Raw genomic sequence first — 15,177 nt, forward strand, 5'->3', positions numbered from 1 at the left:
CGCCGGCCGGGACCGGCCGGGCGCTGCGCGGGCATGGACGCGGGGCTGGGCCGCGGCGGCATGGACGCCGGGCTCGGCCGCGGCGGCATGCCGGGCTGGTTGGGCCGGGGCATCGAACCGGGCGTGGGACGAGCCCCACCGCCGGACACCCCGAACGGGTTGTTACCGGGACCGCGCTGCGGCGGACGCGGAGCGCCACCGGCGGGGCCGGGACGCGGACCGCCCGGCGCACCGGGAGCCGCGGGACGGCCGGCGGCCGGGGAACCCGGACGCGGCGGCACCGAACCGGGGCCGGGGGTGCGCGGACGCGAGCCACCGTCGGCCGGCGGCTGCTGGGCGCGACGCTCGGCGTCGCGGGTGCGGGCGGCCTGTGCGGCCTTGACCGCGGCCTCCTGCTCGGCCTTGAGGGCCGAGGCACGGGCCTCGGCCGCCGCGACCTCGATGTCGTGGGCGCTCGCCGGCTTGGCGACCGGACCGGGCCTGGGACCCGGGCGGGCAGCCGACGGCTTGGGACTCGCGAAGGGACCGGGCGACGGCGCCGGGGACGTGGGGGCGCTGGGCGCTCCCTCGGCCGGGGCGGCCGTGGGCCGACGCGGCGGCTGAGGCCGTGCGTTCGGCGGGGCCGGCCGGGCGGAGGTGGGCGCGGGTGCGCTCGGAGCCGACGCGGCGGGGGCCGCCGGAGCGGAACCTGCCTCGAGGGCGCCACGCAGCCGCCGGGCCACCGGGGCCTCGACCGTGCTGGATGCGGACTTGACGAACTCGCCCATCTCTTTGAGCTTGGCGAGAACGGTCTTGCTGTCGACCCCGAGCTCCTTCGCGAGCTCGTGTACGCGGGCCTTTCCTGGCACTGCACTCCTCACTTCGAGGTCGTGCGAGCGCACCCGCAACGACCTCACTCGTGCACTAGAAGCCTGTTCATTTCAGGGACTTCATCGTGTGCTCATCTTGGTCGTCCTACCTTGCTGGGTCGTGACGTGGCCACCATGGCCACGTCATCGGTCGTTCCGTGCGGCATGACCGTACGGATGTGCTCGGCCAGCAAACCGGTGTCAGCAACACCGGTGAGTCGCAGCGCCCGCCCGAAGGCTCGGCGCCGCTCCGCCAGCGCGAAGCAAGCCGGATCGGGATGCAGATGCGCTCCCCGGCCCGGCAGTCGGCGGCTCGGATCGGGCTGGAGCCGGAGATCAACCCCGGAACCGGCCACGACGAACCGAATTAACTCGGCAGCCGGCGCGCGCTTGCGACAACCGACACACGTGCGCGTCGGGCCGACCATTCGAAAGTCTACTCCTCGTGCGTCCGGAACGCGTATCCGGTCAGCTTCCCGCCTCGGCCGCATCACGGTCGGCCGGTGCGGAGGGGGTGGCCGGCTCGTTGTCCGGGCGGATGTCGATGCGCCAGCCGGTGAGCCGGGCGGCGAGCCGGGCGTTCTGCCCCTCGCGGCCGATCGCCAGCGAGAGCTGGAAGTCGGGCACGGTGACCCGGGCCGTCCGGCTGGCCGCGTCGACCACCTCGACCCGCAGCGCCTTGGCCGGGGAGAGCGCGTTGCCGACGAACTGGGCCGGGTCCTCCGACCAGTCGATGATGTCGATCTTCTCGCCGTGCAGTTCGCTCATGACGGCCCGCACCCGCTGACCCATCGGGCCGATGCAGGCGCCCTTGGCGTTGACGCCCGGCACCTTCGAGTGCACCGCGATCTTCGTACGGTGACCGGCCTCACGGGCGATGGCCGCGATCTCGACCGTGCCGTCGGCGATCTCGGGCACCTCGAGCGCGAACAGCTTCTTGACCAGGGCCGGGTGGGAGCGCGACAGGGTGACCTGGGGGCCGCGGAAGCCCTTGGCCACGTGCACCACGATCGCCCGCAGCCGGGTGCCGTGCTGGTAGGGCGCCTCGCCCGGGACCTGCTCGGACTGCGGCAGCACGGCCTCGATCTTGCCGAGGTCGACCAGCACGATGCCCTTCTCGGCCCGGGCCGCGTCGGCCTGGACGATGCCGGTGATCAGGTCGCCGTCGCGGCCCGCGTACTCACCGAAGTGCTGCTCGTCGGTGGCCTCGCGCAGCCGCTGCAGGATCACCTGCTTGGCCGTCATGGCGGCGATGCGGCCGAAGTCGTGCGGGGTGTCGTCCCACTCGCGCACGACCGTGCCGTCGGCGTCGAGCTCCTGGGCCAGCACCGAGGCGACGCCGCTCTTGCGGTCGATCTCGACGCGGGCGTGGCCCTGCGCGCCGTCGGTGTGCCGGTAGGCGGTGAGCAGTGCCGTCTCGATGGCCGCCAGAATCGTCTCGAACGGGATCTCCCGCTCGCGCTCCAGGGCGCGCAGCGCCGCGAGGTCGATGTTCATTCCTCGCCCTCCCCTTCGTCGTCGTCTTCGTCTTCGTCGTCGCCGAAATCGGCCTCGTCCAGCCGCTTGAACTCGATCTGCACCTTGCCCGCGCCCAGACCGTCGAAGCTGAGCTCGTGCCGCGTGCCGTCGACGTCGAGGACGATGCCCTCGTCGCCGGTCTCGACGATGCGGCCGGTCAGCCCGTTGACCGCGACCAGCCGGCCCCGGTTGCGCCGCCAGTGGCGGGGCAGGGTGAGCGGCCGGTCGATGCCGGGCGAGCCGACCTCGAGCTGGTACTCGCCGGCGATCACCTCGGCCCCCGACTCCTCGGCCGCGTCGAGCGCGGCGGAGATCTCGCGGGAGACGACGGCCACGTCGTCGAGGCTGATGCCGCCGTCGGTGTCGACCAGCACGCGCACCACGTGGCGGCGGCCGGCCCGGGCGACGGCGACGTCCTCGAGGTCGTAGCCGGCCTGTGAGACGACGGGTTCGATCACCGCGCGCACCCGGGCGCGGGCGGCGACCAGGTCGACGCGTGGGGCGGCGGGGACGCGGGCCTGCTCGTCCTCGCGGCGACGCCGCGCACCGGGACCCTGACCGGGCCGGGCGCCGGCGCGACCACCACGCTGCGTCATCGGTGCTCGACCTTCTTTCAGCGATTGGACAAACGACTGTATGCCGCCGGGCAGGAATGCCCCGCGGCTGAGACAGAGCGTAACGCGCTGCGCGGGGAGCCGGTTCAGCGCCGCACCGATTCCGCGCCATCCGCAGCTCACGACGCGTGACTCATGGTGTTGACTGGCGCGGTGCGGATGAGTGTGACGCGACACAGCCGGCGACGCGTGCTCGGCACCGCCGGGCTGAACGTTCTGGGGCTGACCGTTTTAGGAATGAGCGGCTGCGGGCTCCTCGACGACGAACCCGAGCCACCCGCGGCCCCCGACCCCCTCCAGCCGCTGCTCGACGAAGCCCTGGCCCTGGCCGCGTCCTACGATCGGGCGATCCTCAGCCAGCCCGGCCTGGCCGCGCGGCTCACTCCCCTGGCCGACGACCATCGCGTCCACGCCGCCGAACTGGCCCGGCTGATCGGGGCGGTGGTGCCGTCGGCCGGGGCGAGCTCGGCCCCGAGCGGGCCGGCCGACGCCGCGGCCGGGACGGTGGCCTCGTTGCGCACGGCCGAGCAGGCGGCGCAGAAATCCGCGGTGGCCGCATGCAAGGCGGCCACCCCCGAGCGGGCCGGTCTGGTCGGCTCGATCGCCGCGTGCCGGGCCACCCACGCCGAGGCGCTGCGATGAACCCGCAGCTGGGGGCCGCGCTGGCGGCCGAGGAGGCGGCGATCTACGCGTACGGGGTGATCGGGGTCCGGCTGAACAGCCGGGGCGACGAGACCGAGGCGCGCGTGGCCGAGCAGGCCCACCGCGGCCGTCGCGACTATCTCGTGGCCCGGCTGGCCGCGGTCAAGGCCAGCTCCGCGCCCTCACCGGCCGGCTACGAGCTGCCGTTCCCGGTCACCGATCGGGCGACCGCGCTGAAGCTGGCGATCCAGATCGAGGACGGTGTCGCCCAGTCGTGGCGGCCGGTCCTGGCCGTGACCACCGGCAACGACCGCGGCACGGCCCTGGCCGCGATGACCGAGGCCGCCGTACGCGCCACCCGCTGGCGCCGCCTGGCCGAGGTCACCCCCGCGACGCTCCCCTTCCCCGGCCGCCCCGAATGACCCCGACCAGACCCTTATGTTCCTTTCCTAGCTACGCGGCGTAGACCTTCCGCGTACGCATGGATGCCCGAGAATGACGGGGTGCAGGACGAGATCGACTCCACCTCGCCCCGGGGCCGCCTGGCCACCCGCCTGTGCGACGTGATCGAGCACCGCTGGCCGGCCGAGGTGCAGGCGATCGGTGTGCACGGTTCGCTCGCGCACGGCGACGACCGGGACGGCAGCGACGTCAATCTGACCGTCGTCACCTATCGCCCCGGGGCCGGTCCCCGCCCGGTGCTCCGCAAGGTCGACGGCATCCTGGTCGACCTGCACGTGGTGACGGCCGACGAGGGGCTGCGCCAGGCCCGACAGCTCACCCCGCGCTGGCCGCTGGAGGCCGAGCGGTTCGTCACCACCCGCGCGCTGCTCGACCCGCGTGGGTGGTTCGGCCGCCAGCGCGATGCCCACCTGGGCCGGCTGGCCGAGACCCGGCCGGCCGAGTTCAGCGGTCTGGCCCGGCACGACTGGCAGATCGCCTCGTCCGCGCACAGCCGGGCCGTACGCCTGGCCGAGTGGTACGAGACGGACGCCGCGCTCGTGATGATCGCCGAGTCGCGGCTGCACGCGGCCCTGGTCACGGGGCTGCTCACCCGTACGTACTTCCGCAACACGGCCGACGCCGTCAAGCGCACCGGACTGGCCGGGGCCGACGTGCAGGAGTTGGGCGGGGTGCTCAAGCAGCAGGCCGAGGAGCTGACCGCCCGGGGCAAACCGGTCGACGGCAACCTGGCGCTGCTGTTCGAGTGATCACCCGCCCGCCGTCACGGCAGGGTCAAGATCTCGGCCCCGTCGTCGGTGACCACCAGGGTGTGCTCGAACTGGGCCGTCCACCGGCGGTCTTTGGTGACCACGGTCCAGCCGTCCTTCCAGATCTCGTACTCGTAGGTGCCGAGCGTGATCATCGGCTCGATGGTGAAGGTCATGCCCGGTTCCATCACCGTGTCGAGGCGCGGGTTGTCGTAGTGCGGGATGTAGAGCCCGGAGTGGAACGTCTCGCCGATGCCGTGGCCGGTGAAGTCGCGCACCACGCCGTAGCCGAAGCGGCGGGCGTACGACTCGATGACCCGGCCGATCACGTTGATCGGGCGGCCCGGCGCGACCGCCTTGATGCCGCGCATCATCGCCTCGTGCGTGCGCTCGACCAGCAGGCGGGCCTCTTCGCTGGGCTCGCCGACCAGGAAGGTGGCGTCGGTGTCGCCGTGCACGCCGTTCAGGTAGGCGGTGACGTCGACGTTGATGATGTCGCCGTCCTCGAGCACGGTCGAGTCGGGGATGCCGTGACAGATGACCTCGTTGAGCGAGGTGCAGCACGACTTGGGGAAGCCCTTGTAACCCAGCGTCGACGGGTAGGCCCCGTGGTCGCACAGGAACTCGTGGACGACCGCGTCGATCTCGTCGGTGGTGACCCCGGGCTTGCAGTGCTCACCGGCGAGCTGGGTCGCCTGCGCGGCCAACCGCCCCGCGATCCGCATCTTGTCGATGGTCTCGGCGGTCTGCACGTGCGATCCGCGCCACTCTTTCGGGCGCTTCTGGCCGACGTACTCAGGACGGACGATCTGGGCCGGGACCGCCCGCCAGGGCGTCTGCTTCCCCGGCGCCAACGGCGCGCGCACGGTCATGGCTGAGCCTCCTGGGGCATGCCCTCCTGGCCCTCGCCTGCGAGGTCGTAGGTCGGCGCGGCCGGGTGCCGCTCGGTGCAGTCGGTCATACCCGAAGCCTATAAGCCGGACCGCCGCCATTCACTGTGGCGGCCACCGCACCATAACGGCTCGGTTGAGGCCGATCGGCCGGTTCTTGCCGCTCCCAGGCCCCTGTGTAATCGTGTCAGCGTGGATCAAGAGGGGGCGGACCCGAACTTCACGGCCACGGCGGCGATGGAGGCCGACCGGGTCGTCGTGACGGTCGGTGGCGAGGTGGACATGTCCACCGCGGACGTGATGTTCGAGACGAGCATCCGGGACGGCCGGCCCGCGGCGACGCTCGACCTGCGGGCGGTCACCTTCTTCGACTCGGCCGCGATCCATGCGCTGCTGCGGCTGGCCGAGCACTACGGCGAGCGGCTGACCGTGCTCCCGTCGCCGCAGGTGCGCCGCGTGCTCGAGATCTCCGGGCTGTCGACCCAGCCCTGGCTCAGCGACTGAACCGGCGCCGCAGCGTCACCGCGGTGCCGGCCTCGGACCGCACCACCGACAACTCGGTCAGCGCACCGATCAGCGCCAGCCCCCGGCCGCGGAAGCCGCCCGACTCGCTGGGCTTCCAGTGGCCCGTGTCCCGCACGGTTACGGTCACCGCCTCGTCGGTCACCGCCGCCTCGACCGTGATGCTCGCCTCGGCCGGATCGACCGGATGCTCGATCGCGTTGGCCGCCGCCTCGGAGACGGCCACGGTCAGGTCGAAGATGTCCGCCTCAGGCACGTCGTTGCCGGTCAGGAAGTCGTCGAGGCGGCGGCGGAGCACGCTGAGCCGGGTCGGCTCGGCCGGCAGCCGCAGCACGAACTCGCGGGGCTCGGTCGCCTCGAGCGCGAGCAGCGCGATGTCGTCGCGCCGGGGCCGCCGGGCCGCCTTGGCCAGCAGCGTGTCCAGCAGGTCCTCGACGTGCTCGGCGGGCTTGGCGGCGTCGCTGACCAGCTCGGCCAGCCCGGCGTCGATGCCGGTCGTACGATCCTCGACCAGGCCGTCGGTGAACAGCAGGAGCCTCGAGTTGCCGGGCACGTCGGTCACCAGCGTCGGGTACTCGACGTCGCTGAGCGCGCCGATCGGCGGGCCCAGGGCCGTGCTGTAGAGGAACGAGCCGGCCTCGCCCGGCGGCACCAGCACCGGCGGCGGGTGACCGGCCGACGAGTAGTGCAGCCGCCGCTGCCGCGGATCGAAACGCACGCAGACCACGGTCGCGAACTGCCGCCGGCCCAGGTTGTCGACCAGCCGGTTGAGCCGGGTCAGCGCCTCGCCGCAGTCGAAGCCTTCGAGGATGTAGGCCCGGAGCGCGTTGCGCAGCTGGCCCATGCCCGCCGCGGCCTGCACGCCCTTGCCGACCACGTCGCCGATGACCAGGAACACCTGGTCGCCGGGGGTGGCGATCACGTCGTACCAGTCGCCGCCGACCTCGGCCTCGGAACTGCCCGGCAGGTAGCGGCTGGCCACGACGGCCCCCGGCACCCGGGGCAGGGTCTGCGGCAGCAGGCTGTGCTGCAGGGTGCTGGCGATCCGGTGCTCGGCCTCGTAGAGCCGGGCGTTCTCGAGCCGCAGCCCGATGATGCGGGCCAGCTGGGTCAGCACGGCCGGCTCCGGAGTGCCCAGCGGGGAGGCCCACACCCGCAGCTCGCCGACGGTCGCGCCGGACGTGTCGGGCAGCGGCAGCACCACGTCGGGCCGGGCCACCGGGTCGGCCCCGGCGTCCACCTCGGCCCGGGCCCCGGGCACGGTGACCACCACCCGGCCGGCCGTGGTCATGTCGCGCACGTGCTGGGCGGCCACGTCGAGCACCTCGGCCGTGGTGCGCACCGTGCTCACCGCGACCGCCGTGTCGACCAGCCCCCGCAGCCGGTTGACGATCTCGCGGCGGGCTTGGCCGAGGTCGAGGTTGGCCCGCACCCGGGCCGTCAGGTCGCGGGCCGAGAACGGCTTGACCAGGTAGTCGTCGGCGCCGGCGGCGAGCCCCTCGCTGGACGCCTCCTCACCGGCCCGGGCCGAGAGCACCACGATCGGCACCTCCCGGGTGCGGGCGTCGGACCGCAGCGCGGTGATCAGGCCGAAGCCGTCCAGCCGCGGCATCATCACGTCGGTCAGCACCAGGTCGTACTCGTTGCGGGCGGCCAGTTCGAGGGCGGCCCGGCCGTCGACCGCGGTGGTGACGTCCCACAGCGGGCGCAGCAGCCGGGCCAGGTGGTCGCGCAGGTCGGCGTTGTCGTCGGCCAGCAGGATGCGGCCCCGGCGACGGCCGGTGGCGGCGGACGGCGCGACCGGCAGCGGCGCCGGCTCGTCCCCGGCCCACCAGTGCCCGGCCTCCTCGACGTACGGGCGGGCGTCGAACTCGGCCACCACCCGTTCGCCCCCGCCGGACAGGCGGTCGGCCGGCAGGTGGGCCGTGCCGAAGGGCACGGTGACCGTGAAGACGCTGCCCTGGCCGGGCTCGCTCTCGACCCCGGCCGTCCCGCCGTGCAGCTCGGCCAGCTCGCGGACCAGGGCCAGGCCGATGCCGGTGCCCTCGTGGCTGCGGGACCAGACGCCGGTGACGCGGTGGAACCGGTCGAACAGCAGCGGCAACTGGTCGGCCGGGATGCCGACCCCGGTGTCGCGCACGGTCAGCTCCGCGCCCCGGTCGGCCACCCGCACGGCGACCTCGATGCGGCCGTGCTCGGTGTACTTGACCGCGTTGGAGAGCAGGTTGAGGACGATCTTCTCCCACATCTCGCGGTCGACGTGGACCGGCGCCGGCAGCGGCGGGGCGTCGACCGCCAGCACCAGGCCGGCCCGTTCCACGGCCGAGCGGAACGTGCTGGCCAGCCGGGCCGTGTAGTCGGCGAGGTCAGTCGGCCGGTACGCGGCGCGCAACCGCCCCGACTCGAGGCGGGAGAAGTCGAGCACCGTGTTGACCAGCTTGAGCAGGCGCAGCCCGTTGCGCTGCATGGGCAGGAGCCGTTCGCGCTGGTCGTCGGGCAGCTCGGGGTCGTCCAGCAGGTCTTCCAGCGGGCCCAGGATCAAGGTCAGCGGCGTACGGAACTCGTGGCTGACGTTCGAGAAGAAGTTGGTCTTGGCCCGGTCGAGCGCGGCCAGCCCGACGGCCCGGGCCCTTTCCTGCTCGTACGCCCGCAGGTTGCCCACCGCCCGCGAGATCTGCGCGGTCGCCAGCTCGAGGAAGTCGCGATAGCCCCCGCTCAGCGCCAGATAGCGGCTCACCCCGACGATCAGCGCGCCGACCCGCTGCGTGCCGACGGTGACCGGCAGCACGAGCGCCTGGTCGGCGGCCGAGGGCGGCGCGGCGGTGATCTCGCGCAACGTCGCCGACGCCTGCTGCCCGGTCTCGACCACCTGCCGGACGACCGCAGGTGGCGGCGTGACCTCGTCGAGCTCGTCCTCGTCGACGAGGACGAGCTCGGCGTACGGGACGTCGGCCGCGTTCTCGGCGAACACGGCCGCCACCTCGGCCGTCAGCGCCACCTGGTCGGGCGAGTCGGCCAGACGCGAGCCGAGCGCGCTCAGCGTGCGCGCCCGCCGCTCGCCCAGCACCCGGCCGGTGGTGTCGCTGACGATGCAGAAAATGCCGTCGACCTGGTCCGACTCGGTGCGGATGGGGTCGTACGAGATGTCGAAGTAGGTCTCTTCGAGGAAGCCGTGCCGTTCGAGCATGAACGGGTGGTCGCCGGCCCAGAACGCCTCGCCGTCGGCCCGTACGCCGTCGAACAGCAACTCGAGCACCGACCACGCCTCGGCCCACATCTCGCGGCCGGGCCGGCCCAGGAACGAGGGGTGCTTGTCGCCCATGGCCGGGATGTAGGCGTCGTTGTAGAGCGAGCAATACTCCGGGCCCCAGAAGATGACGATCTGGGCCCGGGATGCGAGCATCGTGGCCACCGCGCTCTGCAACTCGGGCGGCCACCCGGCGGGCGGGCCGAGCGGGCTCGCCGACCAGTCGAGCTCGAGCATGCGGCGGCCCATCTCGCCGCCTCGCTCGAAGGCCGCGCGGAGCCGCCCCGGGAGGACGTCGTCCGAGCTCGCGGCCATGGCCCTCCCACCCCGTCCGACCAACCGGTTCGGTTGAGCACCGTAACACCACGAACGGCTCCGGGCGCGCTGAGTGGTTACGCGGCGAAGGCCTCCGGCCTCAGTCCGGAGCGCTTGGCCGCGGCCTCGACCAGACCGGCGAACACCCGCAGGTCGTTCGTGCGCTCCGGGTGCCACTGGACGCCCAACGCGTACGTGTGATCCGGGTCTTCCAACGCCTCGATCACCCGGTCGTCGGGGCACCAGCCGGTCGCCGTGAACGAGCCCGGGTCGTCGACCCCCTGGTGGTGGAAGGAGTTCACGATCGTGTGCCCGCCGAGCAGCCCGTGCACGAGGGAGCCGGGCTCGGTGATCAGGTCGTGCCGCCCGTACGCCGAGGCGTCCGCGGCCAGCGGGTCGGTGCCGGACGAGGCGCGGTGGCGGTCGTGGCCGATCAGGTCGGGCAGGTGCTGGTGCAGCGAGCCGCCGCCGACGACGGCCATCACCTGCATGCCCCGGCACACGCCGAGCAGCGGCAGGTCGGCCTCGAGCGCGGCCCGCATGAGCAGGATCTCGGACTCGTCCCGCTCCTTGTCGATCTCGGTCTCGGGGTGCCGCTCGGCTCCCCAGTACGCCGGGTCGATGTCGTTGCCGCCGCAGAAGACGATGCCGTCGAGCGATTCCAGGACGTCGGCGCCCGGGTCGTCCGGGGTGATCAGCACCGCGCGGCCACCTACGGCGTGCACGGCGCGCACATACGTCATGGGGAGCATGCCGGCCATGAGGTCGTTGCTGCCGTACTGGACCTGCTGGGCGTACGAGGTCATGCCGATCAGGGGCCTGCGCATCTGGTGCTTTCCTCCTATGAGCTGCGGTGCTGACGTGCGGCGGCAACGAGCGCGCCGAAGAGCCGTTCGTCGCGAACGACCTCGGGGTGCCATTGCACGCCCAGTACGAACCGCCGGTCGGGATCCTCGACTGCTTCGGCGAGGCCGTCCTCGGCGCGTCCGGTCACTGTGAGCTTCCCGGCATCGGCCACACCCTGGTGGTGAAAACACCGGATCGCGAGGTCGTCGCCCATCAGTCCGGCGATGCGGCTGCCGGGCTCGAACGACGCGTCGTGCTCGCCGTAGACGCCGGGCGCCGGGCGGTGCTTCTCGTGACCGAGGACGTCGGGCAGGTGCTGGTGCAGGGTGCCACCGGCGGCCACGGTCAACAGTTGCATCCCGCGGCAGATGCCGAGAACAGGTACTTCCATGTCCAACGCCCGGCGGGCCAGGAGCATTTCCGCCCGGTCCCGATCGGGGCGGGTGACGGTGAGCGGTTCGGGCTCGGCCCCGTAGAACCGGGGGTCCAGATCGGGGCCGCCGGCCAGCACCAGACCGTCGAGCATTCCCAGCACATCCGTGTCCTCGTGCTCGGGCAGGAGCACGGGACGGCCGCCGGCCTGGCTGACCGCGGCCACGTAGTCGTGCGGGATCAGCGTGGTGGGGAGGTCGCGCCACACACCCCAGGTGGCCGATTCCACATAGGTTGTGATGCCGATGATCGGACGCATCTCGTCACCGTATCCAGATCAGGATTCGGATCAACCGCTGAACGGCCGATAAAAGGGGGCGCGCGGCGTCGCCCTCTTTCGAGAGCGGCGCCGCGCCCGGGTCCCTCTGTCCCACCCGCACCGGGATCGACCGGCGCGAGCGGGGATTCGACCCCTGCACCCGGACATTCGGGTGTTAAGGGGTCGTGCCCGTGAAAACGGAGTCTTAAACAATCACAGCGGAGTTACATAGGCGCCGGTGATTCCGCCGTCGACCACGAACTGCGACGCGGTCATGAAGGAGGCGTCGTCGCTGGCCAGGAACGCGACCGCCGCGGCGATCTCGTCGGGCTCGGCGAACCGGCCCATCGGCACGTGCACCAGCCGGCGCGCGGCCCGCTCCGGATCCTTGGCGAACAGCTCCATCAGCAGCGGGGTGGCCACCGGGCCGGGGCAGAGCGCGTTGATCCGGATGCCCTCGCGGGCGAACTGCACGCCCAGCTCGCGGGTCATCGCCAGCACCCCGCCCTTGCTCGCGGTGTAGGCGATCTGCGAGGTCGCGGCGCCGAGCAGGGCCACGAACGACGCGGTGTTGATGATCGAGCCCTTGCCCTGCCGCTGCATGTGCGGGATCGCGTACTTGCAGCAGAAGAAGACCGAGGTCGTGTTGACCTTGAGCACCCGTTCCCAGGCGTCGAGACCGGTGACCAGGATCGAGTCGTCGTCGGGCGGGGAGATGCCGGCGTTGTTGAACGCGATATCGACCCGGCCGTGGCGCTCGGCGACACCGTCGAAGAGCGCCTTGACCTGCTCCTCGTCGGACACGTCGCAGGCGACGAACTCGCCCTTGGTCTCGTCGGCGACGGCCTGACCGGCCTCCTCCGAGATGTCGACCGCGATGACCTTGGCCCCCTCGGCCGCGAACCGCCGGGCCGTGGCCAGCCCGATACCGCTGCCGGCGCCCGTGATGACGGCGACGCGATCTTGCAAACGCTCCACTTAATCTCCCATTGCCAGGAATACGTTCTTGACGTCGGTGAAGGACAGTAGGGCGTCGGGGCCCAGCTCACGACCGAGTCCGGATTGCTTCATGCCGCCGAACGGGGTCCAGTAGCGCACCGACGAATGACTGTTGACGCTCAGCGCTCCGGTTTCCACGGCGCGCGAGACGCGCAGGGCCCGGCCCAGGTCGCGGGTCCAGAGCGAGCCCGAGAGTCCGTACTCGGTGTCGTTGGCCAGCCGGATCGCGTCCGCCTCGTCCTTGAACGGCAGCACCGAGAGCACCGGCCCGAAGACCTCCTCACGCCAGTGCCGGTCGGCCGTCGAGTGGGCCAGCAGCACCGTCGGCGGGAACCACCAGCCGTCGCTTTCCGGAGCGGTGCCCCGAAAGGCGATATCGGAGCCTTCCACGTACGACATGACGGTGTCTCTATGACCGGCCGAGATCAACGGGCCCATCTCGGCGGTCGCGTTCGCCGGCTCCTCGACGCGGAACGACTTGACGGCCGGTTCGAGCAGCGCCAGGAACTTGTCGTACACCGACTCCTGCACCAGCAGGCGGGAGCGGGCGCAGCAGTCCTGGCCCGCGTTGTCGAAGACGCTGCCCGGGGCGGACGCGGCCGCCTTCTCCAGATCGGCGTCGGCGAAGACGATGTTGCTGCTCTTGCCGCCCAGCTCCAGGGTCACCCGTTTCACCTGGTCGGCCGCGCCCGCCATGATCCCCTTGCCGACCTCGGTCGAGCCGGTGAAGCAGATCTTGCGTACGGCCGGGTGGGTGACGAACCGCCGGCCGACCACTGAACCCTTGCCGGGGACGATCGTGAAGACGCCCTCGGGCAGGCCCGCTTCGAGGGCGAGCTCGCCGAGCCGGATCGCGGTCAGTGGGGTGAGCTCGGCCGGCTTGAGCACGACGGTGTTGCCGGCCGCCAGCGCGGGGGCGAAACCCCAGCCGGCGATCGGCATCGGGAAGTTCCACGGCACGATGATGCCGACCACGCCCAGCGGCTCGTGGAACGTCACGTCCAGGCCACCGGCCACGGGGATCTGGCGGCCGCTGAGCCGCTCGGGCGCCCCCGCGTAGTAGTCGAGGACGTCGCGCACGTTGCCCGCTTCCCAGCGGGCGTTGCCGATGGTGTGGCCGGCGTTGCGTACTTCGAGGTCGGCCAGCTCTTCCAGATGCTGGTCGACCACGGCCGCGAACCGGCGCAGCAGCCGGGCGCGGTCACCGGGCGCCACAGCTCGCCAGGCGGTGAACGCCTTCGCGGCGCGCTCGATGGCGGCGTCGGTCTGGGCGAGATCCAGCGACGGCACGGTCGTGAAGACCGCACCCGTCGCCGGGTTGATCACGTCAGTTGTGCTCACGAGCTGGATCCTTACACACGTGAAATCGGCCTGTGGACAACCCGATCGGTCCGCCCGATCTCGGATAGGGTCGGGCCCGCCCCCAGGTCGGGCGGGGTGGGCATGTTGGGCGACGAAATCACATACGTTCGAAGCCGCGGCGCAGCTCCCAGTCGGTGACGGCGGCGTCGAAGTCCGTCAGTTCCACCTGGGCCATGTTGGCGTAGTGGCCGACCACGTCGGGCCCGAACGCCGATTGCGCCACCTCGCTGCCCAGCCACAGCTGGTGGGCCTCGCGCAGAGTGGTCGGCACGCGCTCCGCGGTCGCGTCCTCGTACGCGTTGCCCGGGGTCTCCGGCTCCAGTTCGAGTTCGTTCTCGAGCCCGTGCAGCGCCCCCGCCACCAGCGCCGCGATGGCCAGGTACGGGTTCACGTCGCCGCCCGGCACCCGGTTCTCGACCCGCATGCCCTGCCCGTGGCCGGCGATCCGGAGCGCGCAGGTGCGGTTGTCGACACCCCAGCGCAGCGCGGTCGGCGCGAACGAGCCCGGCTGGTACCGCTTGTACGAGTTGATGTTGGGTGCGAACAGCAGGCTGAACTCACGCATCGTGGCCAGCAGCCCGGCCAGCACCCGCTGCCCGGTCACGCTGAGGTGGGCCGGGCCGTCGCCGAGCATGGCCGACTTGCCGTCCTGTCCGCGCAGCGAGAAGTGGATGTGGCACGAGTTGCCCTCGCGCCCGTTCGGCTTGGCCATGAAGGTCAGCGCCATGCCCTCCTGGGCGGCGATCTCCTTGGCCCCGTTCTTGTAGATCACGTGGTTGTCGGCCGCGGTCAGCGCGTCGGCGTAGCGGAACGCGATCTCGTGCTGGCCGAAGTTGCACTCGCCCTTGGCGCTCTCGGGCAGCAGCCCGGCGCCGTACATGTCGTTGCGGATGCGACGCAGCAGCGGCTCGACCCGGGCCGTCCCGAGCATCGAATAATCCACGTTGTACTGATTCGCGGGCAGCAGATCGCGGTAGCCCTTGTCGAACGCCTGCTCGTACGTGTCCTTGTAGAGCACAAATTCAAGTTCGGTTCCCGCGTACGCCGTGAGCCCGTGCGCGGCCAGCCGGTCGAGCTGCTTCTGCAGGATCTGCCGGGGCGACGCGTAGACCGGCACACCGCTGGTGGTCTCGAGGTCGGCCAGCACGAGCGCCGTCCCCTCCTGCCAGGGCACGCGGCGCAGCGTGGTGAAGTCGGGCTTCATCACGAAGTCGCCGTAGCCGCTGGCCCACGAGGACATCTCGTAGCCGTCCACGGTGTTCATGTCGACGTCCACCGCGAGCAGGTAGTTGCAGCCCTCGCTGCCCCCGCTGACCACCTCGTCCATGAAGTAGCGGCCGTGCAGCCGTTTGCCCTGCAACCGCCCCTGCATGTCGGTGAGCGCCAGCAGCACGGTGTCGATGCTGCCGTTGTCGACGGAGACGTCCAGTTCCTCGAGATCCATCAGGTTGTCCCCTCTGTGAGGGCCGGGC

At 71.8% G+C, this 15,177-nt stretch carries 15 protein-coding genes; 4 read left to right on the forward strand and 11 right to left on the reverse strand.

Annotated features, from left to right (window positions below; all coding sequences use genetic code 11):
• From M1L60_RS14765 to rimP, 4 genes are all read right to left on the reverse strand, one after another.
• Nucleotides 1–848: translation initiation factor IF-2 N-terminal domain-containing protein (locus M1L60_RS14765; RefSeq protein WP_253237989.1), on the reverse strand; the 848-nt coding region annotated here is incomplete at its 3' end.
• A gap of 92 nt (nt 849–940) precedes the next feature.
• The gene (locus tag M1L60_RS14770; protein ID WP_438862111.1) at nt 941–1,339 is read right to left on the reverse strand and encodes a YlxR family protein; all 399 of its coding nucleotides are present in this window, start codon (nt 1,337–1,339) and stop codon (nt 941–943) included.
• Nucleotides 1,317–2,345 carry a transcription termination factor NusA gene (gene nusA, locus M1L60_RS14775; protein WP_253237991.1) on the reverse strand — a complete coding sequence of 343 codons (1,029 nt, stop codon included), beginning with the start codon at nt 2,343–2,345 and terminating at the stop codon, nt 1,317–1,319. Before nusA ends, M1L60_RS14770 begins: the two co-directional genes overlap by 23 nt.
• The gene (rimP, locus tag M1L60_RS14780; RefSeq protein WP_253237992.1) at nt 2,342–2,962 is read right to left on the reverse strand and encodes a ribosome maturation factor RimP; all 621 of its coding nucleotides are present in this window, start codon (nt 2,960–2,962) and stop codon (nt 2,342–2,344) included. The genes nusA and rimP overlap by 4 nt, the downstream gene beginning before the upstream one ends.
• Nucleotides 2,963–3,139: 177 nt before the next feature.
• Between rimP and M1L60_RS14785 the strand changes: the two genes are divergently transcribed.
• From M1L60_RS14785 to M1L60_RS14795, 3 genes are all read left to right on the forward strand, one after another.
• Nucleotides 3,140–3,622, forward strand: a complete 483-nt coding sequence (locus M1L60_RS14785; protein ID WP_253237993.1) for a hypothetical protein — start codon at nt 3,140–3,142, stop codon at nt 3,620–3,622.
• Nucleotides 3,619–4,044, forward strand: a complete 426-nt coding sequence (locus M1L60_RS14790) for a ferritin-like domain-containing protein (RefSeq protein WP_253237994.1) — start codon at nt 3,619–3,621, stop codon at nt 4,042–4,044. Before M1L60_RS14785 ends, M1L60_RS14790 begins: the two co-directional genes overlap by 4 nt.
• 63 nt (nt 4,045–4,107) lie before the next feature.
• Nucleotides 4,108–4,833: a nucleotidyltransferase domain-containing protein gene (locus M1L60_RS14795; protein ID WP_253237995.1), complete on the forward strand. Its 726-nt coding sequence runs from the start codon at nt 4,108–4,110 to the stop codon at nt 4,831–4,833.
• A 14-nt stretch (nt 4,834–4,847) separates the two neighbouring features.
• Here the strand turns inward: M1L60_RS14795 and map are convergent, their stop codons facing one another.
• A complete protein-coding gene (gene map, locus M1L60_RS14800) occupies nt 4,848–5,705 on the reverse strand; it encodes a type I methionyl aminopeptidase (protein WP_253237996.1) in 858 nt (285 codons plus the stop codon).
• Between the two features lie 210 nt (nt 5,706–5,915).
• Between map and M1L60_RS14805 the strand changes: the two genes are divergently transcribed.
• Nucleotides 5,916–6,227 carry an STAS domain-containing protein gene (locus M1L60_RS14805; protein ID WP_253237997.1) on the forward strand — a complete coding sequence of 104 codons (312 nt, stop codon included), beginning with the start codon at nt 5,916–5,918 and terminating at the stop codon, nt 6,225–6,227.
• On the opposite strand, the gene M1L60_RS14810 is transcribed toward M1L60_RS14805, so the two are convergent.
• The 6 genes from M1L60_RS14810 to M1L60_RS14835 form a co-directional block, all read right to left on the reverse strand.
• Nucleotides 6,217–9,807, reverse strand: a complete 3,591-nt coding sequence (locus M1L60_RS14810) for a SpoIIE family protein phosphatase (protein ID WP_253237998.1) — start codon at nt 9,805–9,807, stop codon at nt 6,217–6,219. The genes M1L60_RS14805 and M1L60_RS14810 overlap by 11 nt on opposite strands.
• 77 nt (nt 9,808–9,884) lie before the next feature.
• Nucleotides 9,885–10,634 (reverse strand): gamma-glutamyl-gamma-aminobutyrate hydrolase family protein, encoded by a 750-nt coding sequence (locus tag M1L60_RS14815; RefSeq protein ID WP_253237999.1) that lies wholly within the window; start codon nt 10,632–10,634, stop codon nt 9,885–9,887.
• 14 nt (nt 10,635–10,648) lie between these two features.
• Entirely contained in the window at nt 10,649–11,344 is a 696-nt protein-coding gene (locus tag M1L60_RS14820) for a gamma-glutamyl-gamma-aminobutyrate hydrolase family protein (RefSeq protein ID WP_253238000.1), read from the reverse strand.
• 213 nt (nt 11,345–11,557) lie between these two features.
• Nucleotides 11,558–12,322 carry a 3-oxoacyl-ACP reductase gene (locus M1L60_RS14825; RefSeq protein ID WP_253238001.1) on the reverse strand — a complete coding sequence of 255 codons (765 nt, stop codon included), beginning with the start codon at nt 12,320–12,322 and terminating at the stop codon, nt 11,558–11,560.
• Nucleotides 12,323–13,684 carry an aldehyde dehydrogenase family protein gene (locus M1L60_RS14830; RefSeq protein WP_253238002.1) on the reverse strand — a complete coding sequence of 454 codons (1,362 nt, stop codon included), beginning with the start codon at nt 13,682–13,684 and terminating at the stop codon, nt 12,323–12,325.
• A gap of 118 nt (nt 13,685–13,802) precedes the next feature.
• The gene (locus M1L60_RS14835; RefSeq protein WP_253238003.1) at nt 13,803–15,149 is read right to left on the reverse strand and encodes a glutamine synthetase family protein; all 1,347 of its coding nucleotides are present in this window, start codon (nt 15,147–15,149) and stop codon (nt 13,803–13,805) included.
• Between the last annotated feature and the right edge of the window lie 28 nt (nt 15,150–15,177).

Origin of the sequence: Paractinoplanes aksuensis, assembly GCF_024137025.1 — a bacterium.
In the GTDB taxonomy this organism is placed as follows: domain Bacteria; phylum Actinomycetota; class Actinomycetes; order Mycobacteriales; family Micromonosporaceae; genus Actinoplanes; species Actinoplanes aksuensis.